General features: G+C 68.9%; 23 protein-coding genes, 1 pseudogene and 1 riboswitch. Of the genes and pseudogenes, 11 read left to right on the top strand and 13 right to left on the bottom strand.

Annotated features, from left to right (window positions below; all coding sequences use genetic code 11):
- Positions 1-15 precede the first annotated feature (15 nt).
- Entirely contained in the window at positions 16-375 is a 360-nt protein-coding gene (locus tag ABN273_RS22240) for an antibiotic biosynthesis monooxygenase family protein (protein ID WP_349450869.1), read from the top strand.
- Here ABN273_RS22240 and ABN273_RS22235 read toward each other — a convergent pair.
- On the bottom strand, positions 372-968 hold the full coding sequence (locus tag ABN273_RS22235; RefSeq protein WP_349450868.1) for an HD domain-containing protein: 597 nt from the start codon (positions 966-968) through the stop codon (positions 372-374). The two genes, ABN273_RS22240 and ABN273_RS22235, sit on opposite strands and share 4 nt — an antisense overlap.
- 168 nt (positions 969-1,136) lie before the next feature.
- On the opposite strand from ABN273_RS22235, the gene ABN273_RS22230 reads away from it, so the two are divergent.
- Complete coding sequence (locus ABN273_RS22230; RefSeq protein ID WP_349450867.1) at positions 1,137-2,768, top strand: heparinase II/III family protein; 1,632 nt, start codon at positions 1,137-1,139, stop codon at positions 2,766-2,768.
- Positions 2,769-3,043: 275 nt separating this feature from the next.
- On the opposite strand, the pseudogene ABN273_RS59540 reads toward ABN273_RS22230, so the two are convergent.
- Positions 3,044-3,200: pseudogene (locus ABN273_RS59540) on the bottom strand (IS5-like element ISMt1 family transposase); the annotation flags it as partial.
- A gap of 63 nt (positions 3,201-3,263) precedes the next feature.
- On the opposite strand from ABN273_RS59540, the gene ABN273_RS22220 reads away from it, so the two are divergent.
- Positions 3,264-3,812, top strand: coding sequence for a GNAT family N-acetyltransferase (locus tag ABN273_RS22220; RefSeq protein ID WP_349450866.1), 549 nt, complete (start codon positions 3,264-3,266; stop codon positions 3,810-3,812).
- Between the two features lie 64 nt (positions 3,813-3,876).
- Here the strand turns inward: ABN273_RS22220 and ABN273_RS22215 are convergent, their stop codons facing one another.
- The 5 genes from ABN273_RS22215 to ABN273_RS22195 form a co-directional block, all read right to left on the bottom strand.
- Complete coding sequence (locus tag ABN273_RS22215; protein ID WP_349450934.1) at positions 3,877-5,382, bottom strand: serine hydrolase domain-containing protein; 1,506 nt, start codon at positions 5,380-5,382, stop codon at positions 3,877-3,879.
- 99 nt (positions 5,383-5,481) lie between these two features.
- The gene (locus ABN273_RS22210) at positions 5,482-6,126 is read right to left on the bottom strand and encodes a response regulator transcription factor (RefSeq protein WP_349450865.1); all 645 of its coding nucleotides are present in this window, start codon (positions 6,124-6,126) and stop codon (positions 5,482-5,484) included.
- A complete protein-coding gene (locus ABN273_RS22205; protein WP_349450864.1) occupies positions 6,117-7,232 on the bottom strand; it encodes a sensor histidine kinase in 1,116 nt (371 codons plus the stop codon). The genes ABN273_RS22210 and ABN273_RS22205 overlap by 10 nt, the downstream gene beginning before the upstream one ends.
- Positions 7,233-7,696: 464 nt before the next feature.
- Entirely contained in the window at positions 7,697-7,981 is a 285-nt protein-coding gene (locus ABN273_RS22200) for a hypothetical protein (RefSeq protein ID WP_349450863.1), read from the bottom strand.
- 329 nt (positions 7,982-8,310) lie between these two features.
- Complete coding sequence (locus ABN273_RS22195; RefSeq protein ID WP_349450862.1) at positions 8,311-9,189, bottom strand: LysR family transcriptional regulator; 879 nt, start codon at positions 9,187-9,189, stop codon at positions 8,311-8,313.
- An 83-nt stretch (positions 9,190-9,272) separates the two neighbouring features.
- On the opposite strand from ABN273_RS22195, the gene ABN273_RS22190 reads away from it, so the two are divergent.
- Genes ABN273_RS22190 through ABN273_RS22170 form a run of 5 tightly spaced genes read left to right on the top strand, consistent with a single transcriptional unit; the run spans position 9,273 to position 13,560 of the window.
- Complete coding sequence (locus ABN273_RS22190) at positions 9,273-9,728, top strand: nuclear transport factor 2 family protein (protein ID WP_349450861.1); 456 nt, start codon at positions 9,273-9,275, stop codon at positions 9,726-9,728.
- On the top strand, positions 9,725-10,402 hold the full coding sequence (locus ABN273_RS22185; protein ID WP_349450860.1) for an SDR family oxidoreductase: 678 nt from the start codon (positions 9,725-9,727) through the stop codon (positions 10,400-10,402). Before ABN273_RS22190 ends, ABN273_RS22185 begins: the two co-directional genes overlap by 4 nt.
- 21 nt (positions 10,403-10,423) lie before the next feature.
- Positions 10,424-11,254: an NAD(P)H-binding protein gene (locus ABN273_RS22180; RefSeq protein ID WP_349450859.1), complete on the top strand. Its 831-nt coding sequence runs from the start codon at positions 10,424-10,426 to the stop codon at positions 11,252-11,254.
- A 35-nt stretch (positions 11,255-11,289) separates the two neighbouring features.
- A complete protein-coding gene (locus ABN273_RS22175) occupies positions 11,290-12,648 on the top strand; it encodes an MBL fold metallo-hydrolase (protein ID WP_349450858.1) in 1,359 nt (452 codons plus the stop codon).
- Positions 12,649-12,666: 18 nt separating this feature from the next.
- Positions 12,667-13,560, top strand: coding sequence for an alpha/beta hydrolase (locus ABN273_RS22170; RefSeq protein WP_349450857.1), 894 nt, complete (start codon positions 12,667-12,669; stop codon positions 13,558-13,560).
- Between the two features lie 289 nt (positions 13,561-13,849).
- Here ABN273_RS22170 and ABN273_RS22165 read toward each other — a convergent pair whose 3' ends face one another.
- The 4 genes from ABN273_RS22165 to ABN273_RS22150 form a co-directional block, all read right to left on the bottom strand.
- On the bottom strand, positions 13,850-14,215 hold the full coding sequence (locus tag ABN273_RS22165; RefSeq protein WP_349450855.1) for a hypothetical protein: 366 nt from the start codon (positions 14,213-14,215) through the stop codon (positions 13,850-13,852).
- Between the two features lie 150 nt (positions 14,216-14,365).
- Complete coding sequence (locus tag ABN273_RS22160) at positions 14,366-14,899, bottom strand: hypothetical protein (protein ID WP_349450854.1); 534 nt, start codon at positions 14,897-14,899, stop codon at positions 14,366-14,368.
- Positions 14,900-15,121: 222 nt separating this feature from the next.
- On the bottom strand, positions 15,122-16,699 hold the full coding sequence (gene cimA / locus ABN273_RS22155) for a citramalate synthase (RefSeq protein ID WP_349450853.1): 1,578 nt from the start codon (positions 16,697-16,699) through the stop codon (positions 15,122-15,124).
- Between the two features lie 194 nt (positions 16,700-16,893).
- Complete coding sequence (locus ABN273_RS22150) at positions 16,894-17,538, bottom strand: DsbA family protein (protein WP_349450852.1); 645 nt, start codon at positions 17,536-17,538, stop codon at positions 16,894-16,896.
- 59 nt (positions 17,539-17,597) lie between these two features.
- Here ABN273_RS22150 and ABN273_RS22145 point away from each other — a divergent pair, with 59 nt between their 5' ends.
- Positions 17,598-18,242 (top strand): O-methyltransferase, encoded by a 645-nt coding sequence (locus ABN273_RS22145; RefSeq protein WP_349450851.1) that lies wholly within the window; start codon positions 17,598-17,600, stop codon positions 18,240-18,242.
- Between the two features lie 67 nt (positions 18,243-18,309).
- Here ABN273_RS22145 and ABN273_RS22140 read toward each other — a convergent pair whose 3' ends face one another.
- Positions 18,310-19,407 carry a branched-chain amino acid aminotransferase gene (locus tag ABN273_RS22140; RefSeq protein ID WP_349450850.1) on the bottom strand — a complete coding sequence of 366 codons (1,098 nt, stop codon included), beginning with the start codon at positions 19,405-19,407 and terminating at the stop codon, positions 18,310-18,312.
- Positions 19,408-19,622: 215 nt separating this feature from the next.
- Positions 19,623-20,669 carry a 3-isopropylmalate dehydrogenase gene (locus tag ABN273_RS22135; protein WP_349450849.1) on the bottom strand — a complete coding sequence of 349 codons (1,047 nt, stop codon included), beginning with the start codon at positions 20,667-20,669 and terminating at the stop codon, positions 19,623-19,625.
- A gap of 119 nt (positions 20,670-20,788) precedes the next feature.
- Positions 20,789-20,933: riboswitch (cyclic di-AMP (ydaO/yuaA leader) on the top strand.
- Between the two features lie 207 nt (positions 20,934-21,140).
- Here ABN273_RS22135 and ABN273_RS22130 point away from each other — a divergent pair.
- Entirely contained in the window at positions 21,141-21,545 is a 405-nt protein-coding gene (locus tag ABN273_RS22130) for a C40 family peptidase (protein ID WP_349450848.1), read from the top strand.
- A gap of 110 nt (positions 21,546-21,655) precedes the next feature.
- A complete protein-coding gene (locus ABN273_RS22125; RefSeq protein ID WP_349450847.1) occupies positions 21,656-22,471 on the top strand; it encodes a class I SAM-dependent methyltransferase in 816 nt (271 codons plus the stop codon).
- Positions 22,472-22,565 lie beyond the last annotated feature (94 nt).

Genomic DNA, 22,565 nt, shown 5'->3' with positions numbered 1-22,565 from the left:
GAGAGGGGTTCCCCGTTGTCCGTCGTGAAGATCAACGTGCTGAACGTGCCCGCCGAGATGCGCCAGGAGCTCGAGCGCCGCTTCTCCAACCGCGCGGGGATGGTGGAGTCGGCCGACGGGTTCGAGTGGTTCGAGCTGCTCAGGCCGGTGGAGGGCACGGAACGGTACCTCGTCTACACGCGTTGGCGCAGCGAGGAGGACTTCCAGAAGTGGCAGCAGGGTGAGGCGTTCCAGCGCGGGCACGCCCAGGCGGCGCAGGCCGCCCAGGGGCAGGGCCACGGGCACGGGCACGGACAGGGGCCCGCGGCGACCGGCTCGGAGCTGTGGACGTTCGAGGTCGCCGAGAGCACCGGTCCCAAGCCGGCCGAGGGTTAGGCGTCCAGCGGGTTGCGGGCGATGCGGTCCACAATGCCATCGCGTACGAACTGACCGGCGAGGCTCGACGGCTTGCGCGCGCCCTGCTCGGAGACGCACGCGCTGAACTCCTTGGCGATCTCCAGCCGCGGGTAGCGCTCGAGGACCTCCCGCCGTATCCCCTCGGGGATCTCGTCCGTCCGGCGGCCCGAGATGTCCATGCCGGTCGAGAGCTCCAGCAGGTGGCCCTCCGGGTCCTCCTCGACCGGCACCTCGTCCCACATGTGCCGGATGATCACCTCGCGGGCGCGTACCCGCCGCTCGGGCGACCAACCGGCACCGGCGCAGAAGACCCACGCCACGTCCCCGCCGGACTCCTCGAAGGGCACGTTGTGGCTGTCGAATTCGGCGACCAGCCCCATGTCGTGCAGCATGGCCGACACGTACAGCAGCTCCGCGTCGAACGCGATGCCGTGGTCGCGCGCGTACGCGGCCGCCCACAGGTAGGCGCGGATCGAGTGGTTGAGCAGCGAGGGCGTGTGGTAGCGGGTGGCCACTTCAAGAGCGCCACGGCAGGCGGGCGTGTCCGGGATCACGAGGTCGTCGAATGTCACGGGACAAGCATGTCCCGACCTGTACGGTCTCCGCCATCCGGGACACCCGCATGTCGCCACCTCGTTCGGGCATCGGGCGTCTAACGAATCCGACACACAACTTGACCGGTTGATCGCGATTCGGACAGCATGTTCCGCCTTCACTTTTTTGTCCCGAAAGGAACTGGCGTGCGCCAGCTTGCGATACCTCTTGCTCTCATGCTGGCACTCGGCGGGTTAGCGAGCCCCGCGCATGCCGACAAGGTGACCCGCACCACGGAGTGCCAGGGCGACTGGCTGCCCGGCACGCCGACCGCCGACGACGTCATGAAGGGCGAGATCTCGCTGGTGGGGCTGCCCGCGTACAAGCTGGGCAAGAAGATCAACTGGGGCGCGAGCCCGTACAAGAACCGGTCGTGGGAGTTCGTGTTCCAGTCGCTGCGCTGGATGGGCACGCTGGTCGTCGCGTACGAGAACAGCGGAGAGCGCCGCTACCTGGACCGTGCCACCGAGATCACCAAGGACTGGGTCGCGAACAACAGGCACGGCGCGCGCGGCACGAAGCCGTACGTGTGGAAGGACCACCCGGTCTCGCTGCGCACGCAGCCGCTGCTGTGCCTGAGCATGCACGTCAAGGAGAGCTGGCTCAAGGACAGCCTGGCCGAGCACGCCAAGCTCCTGTCGGACTCCCGGCTCTACAAGAAGGGCCACAACCACGGCATCGACCAGGACATCGCGCTCATGGGCATCGGCTGCCGCTACGGCCGCAAGGACTGGGCGAACCTGGCCTCCCGCCGCCTGACCGGCACGGTGAAGCTCGACGTCGACTCGCAGGGCGCGCTCATGGAGCAGGCGCCCCGCTACGCCGTGTACGTGTACGACCGGCTGCAGGTCGCGATGACCAACATGAAGGCGTGCGGCAGGAAGGTGCCCGGCGAGATCGCCAAGCGGACCGATGCGCTGAAGGACTTCGTCGCCCACGCGACCATGCCGAACGGCTACATGGTGCCCATCGGCGACGGCACCGCCGAAACCGAGCCCAAGATGGACACGGGCACGCCGAAGCAGGAGGTCAAGGCGTACCGGGCCGGTTACGTCTTCGGCCGCACGGCCTGGGGCAAGCAGGACTCGGCGTACTACTCGATCCGGTTCGGGCCGGGGCTGAAGTTCCACGGCCACGAGGACCACCTGGGCGTCACGTACTACGCGCAGGGGCGCGACATCCTGGTGGACGGCGGCTTCCACTCGTACGAGAAGAGCTCCTACCGCTACTGGACGCTCTCGCCCGAGGCGCACAACGTGCCGACGGTGGTCGGCGCCCGCTTCCGGCCGCGCGCCTCCTCCAAGCTCGTCGGTACGAAGTACGGCAAGGACCGGCAGTCGTTCAAGCTGACGGACAAGGCGTACGGGGTGAGCCGTACCAGGTCGGTGCTGGTGAACCACGGCGATGACCTGATGGCGGTGCTGGACACGGCGTCGGGCGGCAAGAAGATCCGAAACCTGTGGCGCTTCGACCGGTCGCTCAAGGTGCTCTCCAGCGGCGGGGGCAAGGTGGTGCTCGGGGACGGCAAGTTCAAGGTCACGCTGCTGCAGTTCGGGGCGTCGTGCGAGCGGGTCGGGGGGCAGAAGGTGGAGCGCGGCGGGAAGCTGGGGTGGGTCTCGCCCACGTACCTGTCGAAGAATCCGACCAATGTGGTGGTGTCACCGGCGGCCAAGTCGCTGCTGACGGTGATCGTGCCGGGCACGGACTCGCCCAAGGTGTCGTGCTCGGGCCGGAAGGTCACAGTGGAGGGCACCACATTCCCCTCCACTGCGTTCTAGGCGGCCTCCGGTTGCGCTTGAGTCGGTTGATCGCGCACTCCACGGCATGGCGTTCGCGGTAGTCGGGTCCTGTCGAACTTGGGTGGCCGGCCGCCCCGCGAACCGCGGTTGAGCCGGTGAGCGGCCTGGTCCTTTCTTCTCCGGGATCGTGCAGTTGATGCCGCGCCTGCACAGGTAGGCGCGGTTGGCGCGCGAGGAGTAAGCCTTGTCCGCCTGGACCCGGTCCCGCCGGGTACGCGGACGGCCTCCAGCGACAGCGGCTTCTGGCCCTGCTCCACGGCCAGATGCAGCTTGCTGGTCAGCCCACCACGCGACCGCCCGAGCACATGATCCGCGGGTTCGCGGCGCACCCCACCCGGCGATTCCTCTGCTCATCCCCCTTTTTCGCGCACCGGCGGCATGCTGGTGCGCGCGGGAGATGGTCGAGTCGACCGAGACATCCCAGATGGATCACTCGGGCGATCCACTGCTCACAACAGGCCCTAACGTTGGTCCATGTCCGGAATGTCATCACGGGTCGAACTGCACCCACTCACCCTCTCCGACCAGGACGAGTTCTGCTCGCTCGTGCAGGCCAGCACCAACCTGCACCTGCCATGGATGCAGCTGCCCGCGACCGCTGAGGAGTTCCAGGTCTGGATGCGCCGCTTCGATGACGGCACCAACCTGGGGTTTCTGATCCGTGTCCGGGAGACCGGCGCAGCCGCCGGCACGGTCAACATCAACTCGATCATCCGGGGCCGCTACCAGGGCGCGTCCCTCGGCTATGCGGCCTTCACCCCGTGCGCAGGGCAGGGCTACATGACCGACGGGCTCACCGTCACCCTGCAGCACGCCTTCACCGACCTGCGGCTCCACCGGCTGGAGGCCAACATTCAGCCGGCGAACAAAGCATCCCTGGCCCTGGCCCAGCGCCTGGGCTTCCGTTACGAAGGGCTGTCGCCCGCCTACCTCTACATCGACGGGGCCTGGCGCGACCATGAACGCTGGTCCATCACCGCACCAAACCCCTGGAAACCCGATCCCTCCCTTCCAGAGGTATGAGCCACACGGCACCGCCTGTGAAACAGCCCTGGAAGTCGTGAAGCCACGGCGCCAGTCCCGGTGCTCACGTCCCGGTCGTAGAGGTGTGCGCCTGTGGATGCAGTGGTGCCGAAGCCGACTGGCGACGCTGCTGTCGCAGGAGAGCGCGGATGCGGGCGGTGGTGACCATGATCCCGGTTGCTGCGGTCAGGCCGGCCGCGGCGAGGAAGGTCGGCCAGATGTGAGACAGCAGGACAAAGGTGACGCCGCGGCCGCCGGCGATCAGTTCCAGGATGCGCGGCAGGAAGGCAAGCACCGGCAACGGCAGCAGATAGGGGACCAGCCGGAGCGTCGTCCTCCAGGGAGCAGCGGTGGCGCGGCGCTGCGCCCAACGTCGCGCTCGGCGAGCTTTGACGGCCCCGCCGGCCGCGATCGCGATCGCGGCGGCGAGGGCGGTCAGGTCAGCGATGAAGGCGAGCGGGAGCGGGGCGCCCGTGCCGGGCGTGCCCTGGGTCAAGGCAATGAGGTCTTCCATGATGGCCTCGACGTCGGCCTCCAGCGGCATGCGGCTGTTGGACATCAGCGCGATGCCGTACCCGCTGCCGGGCACGAGCACCATGGTGGCCGTGGAGGTGAAGGACGATCCGGGGTGCGTGATCTGCCGGGGCCCGTTGTGGGGGTCGGGGTTGTCCCAGCCGAGGGCGTAGTGTCCGTCGGGTGCGCTGGGCCGGTGCAGCTCGCGCAGCCCCTTCTTGGACAGGACGGTGCTCGCCGTGCCACGGGTGTGCAGGGCCAGCCACTTGGCGAGGTCGTCGGCGGTGGTGACGATGCCGGCCGAGCCGGCGACGAACCGGTCGGGCTCGATGCGTGGCCAGGTGATACCGAGAAAGCGGTTGTGCCCGTCGATGAGGCCGGGGACCGGGTCCTGCCAGTTGTCGACGGTCACGGTCGAGGTCATCCGCAACGGGGTGAACACCCGCTGGGTGAGGTATTCGGCGAAGGGCAGCCCGCTCACCACTTCCACCAGCCGGGCGGCGACCCAGTAGTTGGGGTTGTGGTATTCGTGTCGCCGGCCTGGTGGGGCGGCCAGCTTGGCGCGGCGCAGGTCCGCCACGGCCTGGCGCAGGGAGTCAGGCTGGCGTAGACCAGCCTCGGGGTAGGTGGTATCCGACATGCCGGAGCTGTGGTCGAGCAGCTGGCGAATGGTGATCTGCTCGGCTCTGGGGTCGGCCAGGGAGAATTCCGGCAGATGCCGCACGACGGGGTCATCGAGCCTGAGGTCGACGGCCTCGGACAACTGCATCACGGCCAGGGCGGTGAACGACTTCGACAGTGACGCGATCCGCATCGGTGTCCGGCTCGTGACCGGCTCGCCACGCGCGTCATGCCCGTATCCGCCGGTGTGCAGGACGCGCCCGTTCTTGACGAGTGCCACCGCGACGCCGGGCAGGCGAGTAGGGCCGAGGTTGGCCTCCACAACCCCGGCGATCGCGGCCGGGTCCGGCTGCGCCGCTGCGGCGGCGGGTGAGACCGGCGAACCGAGGCAGAACGCCACCACGGCGGCCGCGCTGGCCATGAAGTGCCTTGTCATCAGGTTCACACGTACTCCTGTGCAGAGGGTCGGAGGGAAGAGGGCAGGGCTGAGCGACCGGGCGGCCCTGCCGGCCGTCCAGTGATCAGATCCGGGGGGTTAGTCGTTGAGGAAGCGCACGATGGCCAGGACCCGGCGGTTGTAGCCGTCGGCGTGGGCGAGGCCGAGCTTGTCGAAGATGGAGTTGGCGTGTTTCTCCACCGCGCTGCGCGACACATGCAGCCGTCCGGCGATCGACTCGTTGGTATGTCCCTGTGCCATCAGGGCGAGCACCTCGTGCTCGCGCACGCTCAGCCGGGCCAGGGATGTGGTGTCGCGGGCGCGGTTGAGCAGCCGCCGGACGACCTCCGGGTCGAATGCCGTACCGCCGGCGGCCACCCGCCGCAGCGCCTCCAGGAAGTCGCCGACCTCGACCACCCGGTCCTTGAGCAGGTAGCCGATCCCGCGTACGCCGCCGTCGACGAGCTGGGCGGTGTAGCGGGTGTCGACGTACTGCGACAACACCAGCACGCCGATCCCAGGGTGCCGGCGCCGCACGGCGAGCGCGGCCCGCAGGCCCTCGCTGGTAAAGGTCGGCGGCATGCGCACATCGGCGACGACCACCTCCGGCCGATGCTCATCACACGCGGCCACCAGCCCTTCCCCGTCGCCGACGGCCGCCACAACCTGGTGGCCGTCCTCGCTCAGCAGCCGGGTCAGGCCCTCGCGCAGCAGCGTGCTGTCTTCGGCCAGGACTATCCGCATGGCAGGTCCACCCGCAGCGTCGTCGGCCCTCCGGTGGGGCTGTCGAGGTCGAAGCAGCCGTCGTAGGCGGCCGCCCGGCGGGCCAGGCCGGACAGGCCGCGTCCGTCGGGGCGGGCGCCGCCGACGCCGTCGTCGCGGACACGTACGCGCAACATACCGGCGGCTTGGCGGACCTCGACCTCGACCCGTTGAGCCTGGCTGTGTTTGAGCGCGTTCGTCACCGCCTCACAGACCACGAAGTAGGCGACCGTCTCCTGGGCCGGGCCCAGTCGCATCGGAACGTCGTAGTCCAGGTTGATCGGTACGCTGGAGCGTTCGACGAGCGACTCCAGCACCGCCGGCAGCCCGCCGTCGTCCAGGGCCACCGGGTAAATCCGCCAGGCCACCTCCCGCAACTCCTCCAGTGCGCGACGGGATTCCTCCCGCGCCTGCCGGAACAGCGCGGCGGCAGCGCCGGAGTCGTCGAGGCGATGGGCGCGGCCGAGCAGCATGCCCAGCGCGACCAGTCGCTGCTGCACGCCGTCGTGCAGGTCCCGCTCGATCCGCCGCCGCTCGTCGTCGACCGCCTCCAGCACCTCTGCCCGCGTCCGCGACAGTTGCTCGACGCGGCTGCGCAGCACCTCCTTGTCGCTGGGCGCGAGTCCCCATTCCGCCAGCCGTCGTTCCAGCGCCGCCAGGCCGATCAGGGCCTGCGCCGCCAGGAAGATGACGAGGAGTCCGAACGCCGTCCAGGTGATCGGGTCGTACCAGCTCATCTCGGCACGTTGCCCGGTACCACCGGAGAGCGCCCGCCAGCTCAACGTCACCCAGATCCCGACAAGCACCAGCACCCCGCCACCGAGCCCGCCGACGATGCCGCGCATCGCCACGTACGCCAGCGCACGCCCCTCGGCCAAACACGGGGCGACGGTGCCACCCAGCCAGCGATTGACGCGGACCCGATCAGCCTCGGCCAGCCACCCGGCGCCACGGAACGACCAAGGCCGGGTAGACGGCATGGCCAGCAGCGGCATCGCGATGACGACCCACGCCAGCTCGACCACGGCCATCACCGCCCCGAGCACCAGCCCGACCATGCCACGTACTGCTGCCCACGCCACAACCATGGTCACGAACTCTAGACAGCCGCCCAGCGACAGCACATTGAAGGTTTCCACAAAGCCGGCCAACCGCGAGTGTCCTGGGCGGGGGACCTATTCCGCCGTACCGGTTCACTCAAGCCGGGCCGTGGTACCGGCTGTAGATGCAGATCGAGACTGTTATCACACAGCTACTTTGGAGCTGGTCGCGCGGACTGGAGTGGGGGCCCTTCATGGGTACGTTTCACACGTCCCGCCTTTGGCACCGACCTATGAAACAAAGGAAGCCCAGCACGCGCTGGGGCGATGGCGGCTGTTTCACAGGCGACCGCTTGTGAAACACGTCCTCGACGCGGTGCGAAGGTGGAGGCCGGCGAGGTGACTCTCAGGGTCTGCCGTAGCGGGTGGCGATGCCTCGCCAGGCCTTCAGCTTGTTGATCAGGAGGCCAAGAGGACGGATCCCGCAGATTGATCACCACCGAATGCGCACCCTAATGGCGCTGTTCGTCAGATTCGCTGAAGAGGTCCTGGAGTGCCTGGGCAGTCACGGCGCGGCTGGTCCAGTGTTCGAGTTGGGCGACATCGGCGCAGGCGGTGATCCTTGCGCGCACGTCGTCTGGGACGTCAAAGCCACGGGCGCCCAGCACCAACAGGAGCATCCTGGCCGCCTCCTCTGCCTTCCCCTCTGCCTTGCCTTTGGTTTGGCCTTCTTCGAGGCCACGGCCGTAGTGTTCGCGGGCCCAGGGCGTGTAGACCGGCCAGTCGGTGGACGTCATTTTGAAGGTGCTTTTCTCCGTCTGGATGAGCGAGGTGTCGGGCAGCTCTGCGCCCAGGGGTCACGCAGGGTGTCATGTCGAGGGGACGGCATGAAACTTATTGCCACATGACTATAAGTGACGGAGATTGTCCGATAGGGAGTGCGCAACGGAGGTTTCACCAACTGCCGAGCCCGAACCCCCTGCCCAGTTAACTACGCAACGCGACCATGATTACTCAGCGCTACCCTGGGTCCTTGCAGCCACCCGAGCGTCGGGCTGAAGAGGCCAACAACGACAACGATTGCCTCCGTCGGCGTTTCCAGGAGGCCACCAGGAGCGTACGGGGATCACGTCCGGGGGCGCTGCGGCTCGGGCGACAGGGCCTCGACCAGGTCGCGGATGGTGCTGCGGTGATCGCCGCGCCGCCACGCGAGGGCGAGCACGCTCGGGGACAGACCCGTGACCGGGATGGTCATGATGCCCGGCCGCCGGTAGATCTCGGCGTTGCCGGCGGCGAGCAGGACGATGTTGTCGCCGCTCTCAAGCGCCGCGAAGGTCTCCTCGGCGTTCGTCACGGTCGTGCAGACCACCGGTGGCCGCCCGCCGCGCTCGTCGGTGGCGAGCCAGTGGTCGCGGAGCGGGCCGGCGCTTTCGGGGAGCGCCAGGAACTTCTCGTCCAGGAGCTCGGCGAAGTCGACCTCGTCCCGTTCGGCCAGCCAGTGGTCGTGCCGGAACGCGACCCAGCGCGGCTCTCGGGCCACGACCCGGACGTTGAGATCATCCTGACCGGGAAACGGCAGCCAGACGAACGCCACGTCGACCTCGCCCTCGGCCAGGCCCGCCGTGGGGTCGGTCCAGTTGATCTGGCGCAGCCGCAGGTCGCATCCCGGCCGGCGTTCGGTGAACCGTTTCCGCAGCGTTCCCAAGAGGCCGCGTCCGACACTGGTCGACATGCCCACGGTCAGCCGTGAGGCTGCCGCGGCGGCGGCGTCGGCGACGGCCCGCTGGGCCTCGCCCCACTGCTGGAGCAGCTCGCGGGCGGCCGGCAGCAGCGCCTGGCCCGGCGCGGTGAGCCGCACCGTGCGCCGGTCGCGGTCGAACAGCCTCACCCGCATCAGCTCTTCGAGCTGGCGTATCTGCTTGCTGAGCGTCGGCTGCGAGATGAACAGGCGCTCGGCCGCGCGGGTGAAGCTGAGCTCCTCCGCCACGGTCACGAAATACCTCATGTCACGCAAATGAGCATCCATAGCCGTCGGCTATTACAGCAGATATTGGACGTGCGAGGAAGGTCGACGCCACGATTGCCGGCATGAGCACCACGGAGGATCGCCTGGCGATCATCGAAACCTGCACCCGCCTGGCATGGCACGCCGACCAGCGCGAATGGGACCGCCTGGGCGAGGTGTTCGCGGACTCGGTGACCCTGGACTACACCAGCCTGAACGGCGGCGAGCCTGCCGTGCTGACGCCGGCGCAGATCGTAGAGGCATGGTCGGGCCTGCTCGGCGCGTTCGACGCCACGCAGCACCTGATCACGAACCACCTGGTTACCGTCGACGGCGACACCGCGCTCTGCACGGCGTCGTTCCAGGCCACGCACCGCCTCGCCGATCCGTTCGGCTCGCCGCTGTGGACGCTGGGCGGCACCTACCGCTTCGACCTGGTCCGGTCGGACAGGGCGTGGAAGATCGCCGCTGTGGTGATGACCGCCACTTGGGCCGACGGCAACCGGAACCTGATGTCCCTGGCGGCGGGAAACGGATGATCGCCCTCGTGACCGGCGGCAACCGGGGGATCGGCCGGGAGGTCTGCCGCCAGCTGGCGGCACTCGGCCACACCGTCCTCCTCACCGCCCGATCGCCGGAGGCGGCCGAGATCGCGGCCAGGGAACTCGAAGGTGACGTCGTCCCGCTGCGGCTCGACGTCACCTCCGAGGCGGACATCGCGGGGGCGGCCGCTGTCGCCGAGCGGTATGGGCGGCTGGACGTTCTGGTCAACAATGCCGCCATCACCTACGACACCTGGCAGAGCGGCGTGTCCGCCGACCTGGACGTCGTCCGCGAGACCGCCGAGACAAACCTGTACGGTCCCTGGCGGCTGATCCAGGAGTTGCTGCCGCTCCTGCGCGAGAGCGCGCATCCCCGGATCGTCAACGTGTCCAGCGAGGCGGCCTCGCTGACCAACATGGGCGGCGGCACCCCGGCGTACGGCACCACCAAGGTGGCCCTCAACGCCCTGACCCGCATGCTGGCGGCGGAGCTTCGCGGTGACGGCGTCCTCGTGAACGCGATCTGCCCGGGCTGGGTCGCGACGGACATGGGAGGCCCGGGCGGCCGTCCCGTCCTCGAGGGCGCGGCCGGCATCGTCTGGGCGGCCACACTGCCCGACGACGGCCCGACCGGCGGGTTCTTCCGCGACGGCCGTCCCCTGCCCTGGTAAACGCTCTGTGAAGGAAATGAAATGATCTTGGTGACGGGTGCGACAGGCAACGTCGGCTCCGAAGTGGTCCGGGCCCTGGCCGCAGCCGGTGAACCCGTCCGGGCGCTGGTGCGGAAGCCGGACACCATACCGCTGCCGGACGGCGTCGAGGCGGTGACGGGCGACCTCAACCGGCCGGAGAGCATGACCGGCGCGCTGGGCGGGGCCCGCGCGGTGTTCCTGCTCCCCGGATACGAGGACATGCCTGGCCTGGTGGCCGAGGCCCGGCGTGCGGGAGTGGAACAGGTCGTGCTGCTGTCCGGCGGCTCGGCCGGGAGCGGCGACATGACCAACGCGGTGACCCGTTTCATGGCCGGGTCCGAGTCCGCCGTGCGGGAGTCCGGGCTGCCGTGGACGTTCCTGCGGCCGAGCGCGTTCATGTCCAATGCCCTGCGCTGGCTGCCGCAGCTCCGGTCCGGCGATCGGGTGCGGGTCCCGTTCCCGGACGTCCGCACGGCGAGCGTCGACCCGTACGACGTCGGGGCCGTCGCCGCCCGCGCGCTGCTGTCGGACGAGTACCGAGGCGAGATCCTCCGGCCGACCGGTCCGGTCGCGATGCCGCCCGCCGACCAGGTCGCCGTGCTGGCCAAGGTCCTCGGCCGCGATCTGGAGTTCGTGGGCCTGACGAACGAGGAGGCGCGCACCGACCTGCTCGCCACCATGCCCGTCGAGTACGTGGACGCGTTCTTCGACTTCTACGTGAACGGCTCGCTCGACGAGTCGATCGTCCGCCCGACCGTCCGCGAGGTCACCGGCCGCGAGCCCCGCACCTTCGAGCAGTGGGCACAGGCCCACGCGGACGACTTCCGCTGAACCCCCCTCGCATCCCAACTCCACGAAGGCTCTAGATGAACCAGAGATTGCGGCGCCTTCTCGCCGCAAGCTCCGCCGCCGCATGCGCGATCGCGTCGGTGGCGGGCTGTTCGAACGACGACAAGCCCGCGGCGCCGCCCGCGCAAAAGGACGACAAGCCCGCGGCGGCGCCGACGCAAAAGGTGGAGCCGGGACGCTTCGCCTCGTCCAACCCGGGTTCGGTCAACACCTATTGGATCCAGGCACCGGAGGGCCTGGTTCTCATCGACACCCCGCGCACGCCGACTGATGCCCGGAAGGCGGTGGCGGAGATCAAGAAGACCGGCAAGCCGGTCGCCGCCATCCTGCTCACCCACTCCCATCCCGACCATGTGGGCGGGGCGGGCGCCTTCCACGAGGCATTCCCCAAGGCCCCCATCTACGCGTCCAAGGCGACCGACAAGACGATGCGGGAGGACGATCGGGGCTTCTATCCGCTGGCCCGTTCGGCGAACGCGGACTTCCCCGCCAAGCTCACCTACGCCGACCGGACCTTCGAGGACGGCGCACCGTTGCAGGTCGGCGGCCTCCGCTTCGAGACCGCCACGTTCGCCCACGGCGAGTCCGACACCGCGAACGTCTACTACCGTCCCGACACCGGCGACCTCTTCTCCGGTGACCTGGCGACCGGTAAGGTCACGCCCGCGCTGATCGAGGGGACCAGCTGTGGCTGGCTCCAGATCCTCGATCAGCTCGGTGCGCGCTTCTCCGGGGCCAGGACGATGTACCCGGGACACGGTGCCGCAGGCCCGGCCCGCGCGTTGATCGACGAGCAGCGCCGGTATCTCCAGGTGTTCCGCGGTCTGGTCCGGCCGGCCGTCGCCCCGGACTCGCCCGAGGGCAGGACGGTCGGCCCCGGCGAGCAGAAGTCGATCATTGCCGAGCTGGACCGCGTCTACCCCGGCTATCCACCGGTGGCGGACCTTCCGACCATCGTGCAGGAGAACATCAAGGCCGTCGCGCGGGAGCTGTCCGCTGAGGACCCCGCGAAGACGCCTGCCGCCTGCGCCGACACCCCCCAGGAAGGGGCGGACGGGCTGCTCGCGCCGGTGCGCACCTACGTCACCGCGGTCAACGGCCGAAATCTCGACGCGCTGGCGGGAGCGTTCGCCGCCGACGCGGAGCTCATTGACGTCGGGCGGCGTTTCAAGGGTCGCGCCGCGATCCGCGACTGGGCCCGGGCCGAGGTCATCGGCGGCAGCCTGACCGTCATCAAGGTCGCCGAGAACCGGCCCGGTCACCAGCGCCTCCTGGTGCGCTTCGCCCCCGGCGGCCAGGGAGGCTTCGATGCCTACTACGCCTTCACCGTCGACGGCTCGTCCATCACCAAAGCCGAACTGACCTATGCGAACTGATCGAAGGAGCCAACGTTCATGACCACCGTGCAGAAGGTGAAGTTCTCCGCCGGCGACGTGGCGCTGACCGGGAACCTGTTTCTGCCCGACGGCCCCGGTCCGGTGCCGGGCATCGTGGTGGCGGGCACCTGGACGAGCGTCAAGGAGCTGATGGCCGACCGGTACGCCGAACGGCTCGCCGACCGCGGGTTCGCCGCCCTGTCCTTCGACTTCACCGGCTATGGCGAATCCGAGGGCGAGCCTCGCGACTACGAGGTGCCGGAACGGAAGGTCCGCGACATCAACCACGCGGTCACCTTCCTCGCCGAACATCCTGCAGTGAACGCCGCCCGGCTCGGCGCCCTCGGCGTCTGCGCGGCCGCGATGTACATGAGCGGGAACGCGGTCGACGATCCCCGCATCCGGTCGCTGGCGCTCGTCGCGCCCTGGCTGCACGACCCCGAGATCTGCCGGGAGGTGTACGGCGGCGAGGAGGGCGTCGCGGGCAAGCTCGCCGAGGCCGCAGGGGCACGCGCGAAGTACGAGGCGACCGGCGAGGTCGAGTACGTGCCGGTGGTCAGCGGCTCCGACCCTCGCGCCGCCATGCCGTTCGACATCGACTTCTACCTCAACCCCGACCGCGGCGGCCTCCCGCAGTGGCCCAACCGCTTCGCGGTGATGGCATGGCCGGGCTGGCTCGACTACGACTCGATCTCCCTTGCCGCCCGCCTCACCCAACCCGTCCTGCTCGTCCACAGCGAGGACGCCGCCATCCCGGACGGGGCGCGGCGCTTCCACGCCGCGCTGGCCGGGCCCAAGGAGTTCGTCTGGACCGAGGGCGACCAGTTCGCCTTCTATGACCAGGAACCGCAGGTCACGACGGCGGTGGACGCCGCGGCGGCCCACTTCGCCCGCACGCTGCCCCGCGAATAGCCGAATGCTCGACCTTGCTGGGAGGTCCTACGGAGCGATCTCGCAACACCAGACCGCGCCGGTGCATGGCGCTCAGCGCCTTTCGCCCTGATACGTCGATGCGATCCCGGCCCGGTGTGCGCGTCTCCAGGCACCGGGCGCTCCACGTGCCTTGCCCGTCGGTCAGCTGTCGGCAGCTGCCAGGCTCGAGCGGAGTTGCGACACCGTGAGGGTGTCGCCGGGGTGTGCGGCGGCGGCGACCCTGCCGAACGCGGGGATCTTGGAGGTGGTCGCCGGGTCGACAGGGACGTCAAAGGGTGTTGACGAACTGTGTCGCTTCGCCGTGTCCCATGCCGGTCTCACCGATGACGAGGTGGATGGCCTGGTCGGTGCGCCCCTCCTGCTTGAGACGCCGTACCCGAGTGGCGAGATCGTCCTGGGATTGCCGAGGCTGGGAGGCGGGAGGTGCGGCGAACGGGGGCTGCGGCGGCGCCTGCCCGGATGCGAAGCCGTTGGGCGGTGGTGCCATGGGGTGCATCGGCCGGCTCGGTCGGGTGGCTCTGACAATGACGATGATGAGTGCCGTGACGCCGCCGACGACGAGGGCCAGCACGACAAGGATGATGAGGAGTTCTGCGACGCCGATGCGCGACGCCTCGGCTACCAACACGCTCATGTTCGCCACGTTATCGTGGGTCTGATCACCATCCTTGTGAAAGAGCCGAACCCGTCTGGGCTCGGGCGGTCTCGGCGTCAGCAGGAAGAGGGCCGAGCTCGTCCGTCCATGGCAGGGCAGGTCAGACGGACGAGTTCACGTGACGGTCCGCTATCCCAGGCAGGTCTGAGCGGTCAGGACCAGAGTCACACCGAGGACCATGTTCTTCGACACGAGGAAGACGTAGGACGCTTTGGGGTTGCCCGGCACGGTGGCGACGGTGCCGTACAGCGGATCATTCTGCTTCAGGTTGGGGTAGGCGGCCTTCAACTGCGCGGGAGTGGAGCCTATGCCGATGCCCTGCGGCGTTCTGACGCTGCGGCCGGGCGCGGAGATCGTGACCACGCCCTGCTTCTTCGAGATGTACAACCCCGCCCGGTTGCCGCTGTACCGCCGCTCCTTCAGGTCATAGGCGGAGCACTTGGTGGGGACGTTGATCGTCTTGCGGACGATCAGGCCGGTCGCCCTGGCCTTCGCCTCGGTCATCCCGAGCTTGATGCCGCCGTACCCGAACGGCCCCAACGTCCTCTTCTGGGTGGTGGCAGCGGCGTTCGCGGCGGGCGCGACGCCCGCCAGCACGACGCCTCCGGCCAGCGCCGCCACGAGCGCCGACCGGCCGATCCGCAGGGCTATGGTCTGCTTCATAGTGCTTCCTCCATGATCGTGAATTTGCAACCATAGCCCGGACGCGGTCCGGTCGTGGATGATTCACGCGATCAGCAGAGGTGCCCGCCGCCCATCACGGCCGTACGGTGCGGCTCGGGGGTGCTGGGGTCCCCTGGGAGGCACTGCCCGGAGCTCTCGTCGAGCGGAGCACACCCCCATTGCGGAGGACCAGACTGTTCCCTCGCCCGCCCGTACACTCCCTTAGGCGGGTTTGTGGCCGGCGCGGAGGAGGCCGTACGTTACCGCCTGCTCGAGTGCCTGCCACGACGCGTCGATGATGTTCTCCGCCACCCCGACCGTGGCCCACTCGGCCGTGTCGTCGCTGGACGTGATGAGGACGCGGGTTATGGCGCCCGTGCCGTGGGTGCCCTCCAGGATGCGGACCTTGTAGTCCACCAGCTCCAGCTTCGCCAGCTCGGGGTAGAGCTTCTCGAGCGCCAGACGTACCGCCTTGTCGAGGGCGTTGACGGGGCCGTTGCCCTCGCCCGTCGCGACGATGCGCTCGCCCTTGGCGTGGAGCTTGACGGTGGCCTCGCTGACCAGTTCGCCGCCCTTCGTGCGCTCCACGATGACCCGCCACGACTCGACCTCGAAGTGGCGCTTGCGCTCCCCGTGTACGGTGTCGCGCAGCAGCAGCTCGAACGAGGCGTCCGCGGCCTCGAAGGTGAAGCCCCGCGCCTCCAGGTCCTTGACCCGGGCCACCAGGCTCTTCGTGTTCTCCGGGGTCAGTTCGTAGCCGAGCTCGCGGCCCTTGAGCTCCACCGAGGCCCGGCCGGCCATGTCGGAGACGAGCATGCGCATGTCGTTGCCGACCGCGGCCGGGTCGATGTGCTGGTAGAGGTTGGGGTCGACCTTGATGGCGCTGGCGTGCAGGCCGGCCTTGTGGGCGAAGGCGGACATGCCGACGTACGGGGCGTGGGAGTTGGGGGTGACGTTCGTGACCTCGGTGATCGCGTGCGCGATGCGGGTCATGTCGGCCATGGCGTCCGCGGGCACGAGGTCGAAGCCGCGCTTGAGCTGGAGGTTCGCCACGACCGTGAAGAGGTTGGCGTTGCCGGAGCGCTCGCCGTAGCCGTTCGCGCAGCCCTGTACGTGCGTCGCGCCCGCCTTGACGGCGGCCAGGGTGTTGGCGACCGCACAGCCGGTGTCGTCGTGGCAGTGGATGCCGACCCTGGCGCTGGTCTGCACGGCCTCGTGGACGATTTCGGCCAGCTCGTCGGGGAGCATGCCGCCGTTCGTGTCGCACAGGGCGATGACGTCGGCCCCGGCCTCGGCGGCGGTCCTGAGAACCTCGAGCGCGTACGCTGGGTTGGACTTGTAGCCGTCGAAGAAGTGCTCGGCGTCGAGGAAGACTCGCTGGCCCTCCGCACGAAGGTGAGAGACCGTGTCGCGGATCATCGCGAGGTTCTCCTGGAGAGTCGTACGGAGGGCGAGCTCCACGTGCCGGTCGTGGCTCTTGGCGACAAGGGTCACGACCGGCGCGCCGGATTCGCGCAATGCGGCCACCAATGGGTCGTCGGCTGCCTGCACACCGGCCCGGCGGGTCGCGCCGAACGCGGCGAGTTGCGCGTGCTTCAGGTCGAGCTCTGTTCGAGCGCGCCTGAAGAACTCTGTGTCCTTGGGGTTGGCGCCCGGCCAGCCCCCCTCGATGAAGCCGACGCCCAGGCCGTCCAAGTGGCGCGCGACGGCGAGCTTGTCGGCGACGGTGAGGTTGAGCCCCTCCTGCTGAGCGCCGTCACGCAGCGTCGTGTCGTATACGTGGAAGCGGTCGTCGGCCATGAGTCTCTCTTCTCTCAAAAATTCTCTGGAAAGCAAAAAGACCCCTCACGGACGTGAGAGGTCTGCGCGCTGGCGGTGTCCCTTGTCAGCCAGCGCGCCTGCCGATAATGAGCAGACCGTAGAACATGGTGCCGTCCAGTCTGCCATATGGATTCACCATCTGGCACACCGATCTCACCTCCTGGGACAGTCCGCTACACCGTGACGCCGTCTCCCCCGGTGATGACGCGCTCCAGCGCCGCCGCGTCGAACGCCTCGTTGCCCAGCGTCCGCCCGTCGAGCACCACCGTCGGCGTGCCCTCGAGCCGCACCTTCGCGCTCTCCTCCACATGAGCCTTCGCGTACGACTGCGACCTGACGCATTCGTCCACCGAGGCCCCCGCCTGTCTGGCCGCCTTGACCAGGTCCTCGACGGCGAAGCCGGACGCCTCGCCGTGCGGCGCGGGCTGCATGGCGTACAGCTCGTCCCTGAAGGCGAGCCAGCTGTCCTCGGGGACGCAGCGGGCGGCAGCGGCGGCGCGGATGGAGTTCGAGCGCATGGGCTCGTCCTTGAAGATCGTCACGGGGTGGAAGACGACCTTGACCTTGCCTTCCATGGCCAGCTTCCTGATGGTGGCGTCTACTCTGGTGTGCAGTTCCTTGCAGACGGGACAGTCGAAGTCCTCGTACAGGTCGAGCACGGGAGCCTCGCCCGAACGGTCGGCCAGGACCATGGAGCCGTCCACCTGCCGGGCCAGCCGCACCCCGTCGGACGACTCGCCCGGCTTCGAGAACGCCAGCACCCCGAGTACGGCGATGGCCACGCACGCGAGCGCCACCGCCAGCAACCGCTTCATCATCAGCCCACTCTCACCTCATTGATCGCGCAGACCCTACCCGATACCGGAAGAATGGCTACATGAAGGCATATCTTCTCGACCCCGCCGTCGCACAGTACGTCTTCGCCCACTCCTCCTCGCCCGACCCCCTGCTGGAGGAGCTGGCGAAGGAGACGGCCGAAGCCACGGGGAACGCCGCAGAGATGCAGATCTCCCCCGATCAGGGCGTCTTCCTCACCATGATCACCCAGCTCGTGGCACCCCAGGTGGCCGTCGAGGTCGGGACCTTCACCGGCTATTCGTCCGTGTGCATCGCCAGGGGGTTGTCCGGCGGGCGGCTGCACTGCTTCGACGTGAGCGAGGAGTGGACGTCCATCGCCCGCCGCTACTGGCAGGAGGCCGGGGTGGCCGACCGGGTGACGCTGACGCTCGGGCCCGCGCTGGAGACGCTGGCCGCCTTCGACCAGCCCATCGACCTGGCGTTCCTCGACGCCGACAAGGGCAACTACCCCGGCTACTACGAGCTGCTCATGGAGCGCCTGCGGCCCGGCGGGCTGATCGTGGCGGACAACACGCTGCGCAGGGGGTACGTGGCGGACCCGGCGCACAACGAGGCGACGACCGTGGAGATCAGGCAGTTCAACGACCTGGTGATCGAGGATCCGCGGGTGACCGTGCTCATGCTGCCCGTGGCGGACGGGATGACCTTGATCAGGAAGAACTAGCCGCCGGTTCGCGGGGCCGACATCGTCACCGGAGTGGCCGGGTCCCGGGAGACCCGGCCGCTCCGGGCTAGGCGATCTTGTGGATCCAGTTGTGCGGGTCGGGGCGGGCGCCGTACTGGATGCCCACGAGGTCCTCGCGCACCCGCATCGTCACGGGACCAGGCGTCCCGTCCCCGATCGTCCAGGAGCGGTCGGTGCCCCTCACCGAACCCACCGGCGTCACCACGGCCGCCGTGCCGCATGCGAACACCTCGGTGAGCTCACCGGACTCGCACCCCGCCTGCCACTCGTCGACCGAGATGAGGCGCTCCTCGGTCTCCAGGCCCAGGTCGCCGGCCAGCTCCAGGATCGAGTCCCTGGTGATGCCGGGCAGCAGGGTGCCGGTCAGGGCGGGGGTGACGAGCTTGTCGCCGAAGACGAAGAACAGGTTCATCCCGCCCATCTCCTCGACGTACTTGTGCTCGTGGGCGTCCAGCCACACCACCTGGTCGCAGCCGTTCGCCACCGCCTGCCGCTGTGCCACGAAGGCGGCCGCGTAGTTCCCGCCGCACTTGGCGAAGCCCGTGCCGCCGGGGGCGGCACGGGTGTACTCGGTGGACAGCCACACCGAGACCGGCTTGATGCCACCCGTGAAGTACGAGGCCGCCGGGGAGGCGATGACCATGTACTTGTACGACTTCGACGGGTAGTTCACGCCCAGCCCCGCCTGAGTGGCGATCATGAAGGGGCGCAGGTAGAGGCTGTGGCCCTCGGTCGTGGGCACCCACTCCTTGTCGGTCTCGACGAGGAGCTCGAGCGACTCCACGAACGCCTCCTCGGGCAGCTCCGGCATGGCCATCCGGACGGCCGAGCGGTTGAAACGGGCGGCGTTCGCGTACGGGCGGAACGTCACGATCGAGCCGTTGACCTGGCGATACGCCTTGAGCCCCTCGAACAGCTCCTGCGCATAGTGGAAGACCGACGTGGCCGGGTCAAGCGACAGCGGGCCGTACGGCATGAGCTTGGCGTCGTGCCAGCCCTGCCCTTCGGTGTAGTCGATCGAGATCATGTGATCCGTGAAGATCTGCCCGAAACCGGGGTTCGCCAGTACCTGCTCCCGCTCGGCCGCGGTGCGAGCGTGGTCGGATAGCTGCACGTCGAAGCTGAGCTTCTGAGCGATGGTCATGACGGAGGTCCTTCTCTCTGCGAAATCTGCCCAAATCTACAGAACACTGCGGATAGGCGGTGGCGGGTGGCACTGCTCGCAAGCAGCCCCGTACTTCTTATTGTCTCGCTATATGGGATGGCAAGCGGCCGATGGGATGGTTAGGCCGTTTGGACGCGAAAAAGCGCCCGGCGGTCCTCTGCGGACCACCAGGCGCTTGCGGGGCTAGGCGGTCCCTAGCCGGATACTCGCGCGGTGATGTCGTCACCGATCTCGTGAGTGGTGCGGCCGGCCCAGCCGGTCAGCCGCTCGAGGATGTCGTCGGCGACCGCCTGCTCGACCTTGGCCGCCTCGGCGTGCAGCCCGAGGTGGTCGAGGAGCATGGCGACGGACAGGATGGTCGCGGTCGGGTCGGCCTTGCCCTGACCGGCGATGTCGGGCGCGCTGCCGTGCACCGGCTCGAACATGCTGGGGGCGGTCCGCTCGGGGTTGATGTTGCCGCTGGCCGCCAGGCCGATGCCGCCGGCGATGGCCGCGCCGAGGTCGGTGATGATGTCACCGAACAGGTTGTCGGTGACGACCACGTCGAACCTCTCGGGCTGGCTCACGAAGAACATCGAGGCCGCGTCGATGTGGCAGTAGTCGGTCGTGACCTCGGGGAACTCCTCCGCCACGCGGTTGACCGTGCGCTGCCACAGGTCGCCGGCGTAGGTGAGCACGTTTGTCTTGTGGACGAGCGTCAGCTTCTTGCGGGGGCGTGACTTGGCCTTCTCGAAGGCGTAGCGCACGACGCGCTCGACGCCGTGGGCGGTGTTGAGCGACTCCTGGGTGGCGATCTCGTGCGGCGTGCCTCGCCGCATGACGCCGCCGGTGCCCGCGTAGAGGCCCTCGGTGCCCTCACGGACGACGATCATGTCGATGTCTTCGGCGGGAGTGTCGGCCAGCGGGGTCTCCACGCCGGGGAACAGCTTGACCGGGCGCAGGTTGACGTAGTGGTCGAACTCGAAGCGCAGCCTGAGCAGCAGGTCGCGCTCGAGGATGCCCGGCGGGACGCTGGGGTCGCCCACGGCGCCGAGCAGGATCGCGTCGTAGCCGCGCAGCTCCTCCAGCACCGCGTCGGGCAGGGTCTCGCCGGTGCGGTGATAGCGTGCGGCGCCAAGGTCATAATGCGTGGGCTCGATCTTCGTGCCCACTGCCTCCAGAACCTTGAGGCCCTCGGCCACGACCTCGGTGCCGATGCCATCGCCGGGGATGACTGCCAGACGGATGTTGCGCGACTCCATGAGCCGTACCTTACCGCGTCGTCTCGACTGACGAACACTCCATCTCATCTATCGGACATCCGTTCTCATTTCCCGGACGTCCGTTTTGCCCCTATTGCGATCCTTTGACCGTTTCGTTAGAGTCCGTCGAGCCTAATCCACGCAGCGGTTGCGTGGAGCCGGGGACCCACTTTCCCCCTGGGGCGAATCGGCACCCCCATGCCGTAGGGCTACTTCCAGGCCCGAGCCCGTCAGCTAACCCGGCCGGCCGTATGGAAGGACAGACCCCTGTCTCGCATTGCCATTGCCCTGGCGGCGGGCGCCGTCGGGCTCATTCTGGCCACCCCCGCCCAGGCGACCCCCGCCCAGGCCGCCCCCGAGGACGACCCCACCACTCTGACCGACCCCACCACCCTGACCGGCGCGGACATCAAACGCATCCGGCAACAGCAGGCGCCGAAGCCCGCCTGGAAGATCGCCCTCAATTTCGCCATGAGCAAGCGCGGCACCCCGTACGTGTGGGGCGGCGCCAGCCCGAGCGGATACGACTGCTCCGGGCTCATGCTCAGGGCGTACCAGCACGGGGGGATCGAGCTACCCCGCACCGCGCGCGAACAGTACGCCGCGTTCGACAAGAAGATCGCCTGGAAGGACCTCAAGCCCGGCGATCTGGTCTTCTTCCACAACCTCGGGCACGTCGGGATGATCTCCCGCCCCGGCCACATGGTCCACGCGCCGCGCACGGGTGACGTGGTCAAGGAGGAGCGCCTGAACGCCTGGCGCAGGAACTCCTTCGTGGGCGCCATCCGCCCCGACCCCAAGGGTGTGCGCCTCTGGGCCGAGCTGAAAGAGCAGCGCAGCGCCCCGGCGCCCGCCACGCTCAAGGCGACCGTGTAGGAGGCACGCCGGCGGCGTGGCCGTGGCGCTGTCGTCATCGGCCGTCGCCCCTGCGCGGGGCGGCGGCATGATGGGCGCCGCGGACCCGCGCGCGGCGTTAGCGTAGTGGCATGGCGCCAGAAAAGGTGCAACTCACCGAGGAGAAAGCGACGCTCCTCGCCACCCTGTACGGACGCGCGCTCGACGCGAGATCCCGGCACCCGATTCTCGGCGACGACATGGCCCTCGAAGCGGTCGGCCGGATCGACTTCGACTTCCGCAAGACCGGCATGAGCCCCGCCCTGGCCGCCGCCGTCGCGCTCAGGGACCGCTTCATCGACCGGTGGGCCGCCGCGTACCTCGCCACGCACCCCGAGGCCACCGTGCTCCACCTGGGCTGCGGCCTCGACACCCGCTTCTACCGGCTGGCGCCGCCGCCCACCGTCCGCTGGTACGACGTGGACTACCCCGAGGTCGTCGAGCTGCGCGGCCGGCTGTTCCCCGAGCGGCCGGGCCACCGCGTGATCGGCTCGTCGGTCACCGACCTGAAGTGGCTGGAGCAGGTCCCGGACGGCGCTCCCGCGCTGGTCGTCGCCGAAGGTCTGGTCTACTACCTCGACCCGCACGACGGCCGGGCACTGCTGCGGGCGATCGTGGACCGCTTCCCCGGCGGGCAGGTCGTCTTCGACGCCATGAGCAGGCTCGGCGTCCGGCTACAGAAGCTCAACAGGCCCGTGCGGAAGGCCAGGGCCACGCTCCACTGGGGCATCGACGGCCCCGGCGAGCTGGTGTCGATCCATCCGAGGCTGCGCTGTGTGAGCGCGGTGAGCGCGTTCGACATCGACGGGTTCGACCGCCTGTCGCCGCCGCACCGGATCTCCGCCTGGGTCGCCGGGGCGATACCGGGGGTGAAGCGGTCGGCGGTGTTCTACCGGCTCGAGTTCTGAGGAGCCCCGCCGTTGTCCCGGCGGTCCAGGGCGGTCTGCACGGCCTCCGCGGCCTCGTCCTCGTGCTCTTCCGAACGGTTCCAGGCATACATCT

It is taken from the genome of Nonomuraea sp. B19D2 (genome assembly GCF_040137845.1).
Taxonomy (GTDB): domain Bacteria; phylum Actinomycetota; class Actinomycetes; order Streptosporangiales; family Streptosporangiaceae; genus Nonomuraea.
This window is presented reverse-complemented; position numbering and strand designations above follow the sequence as displayed.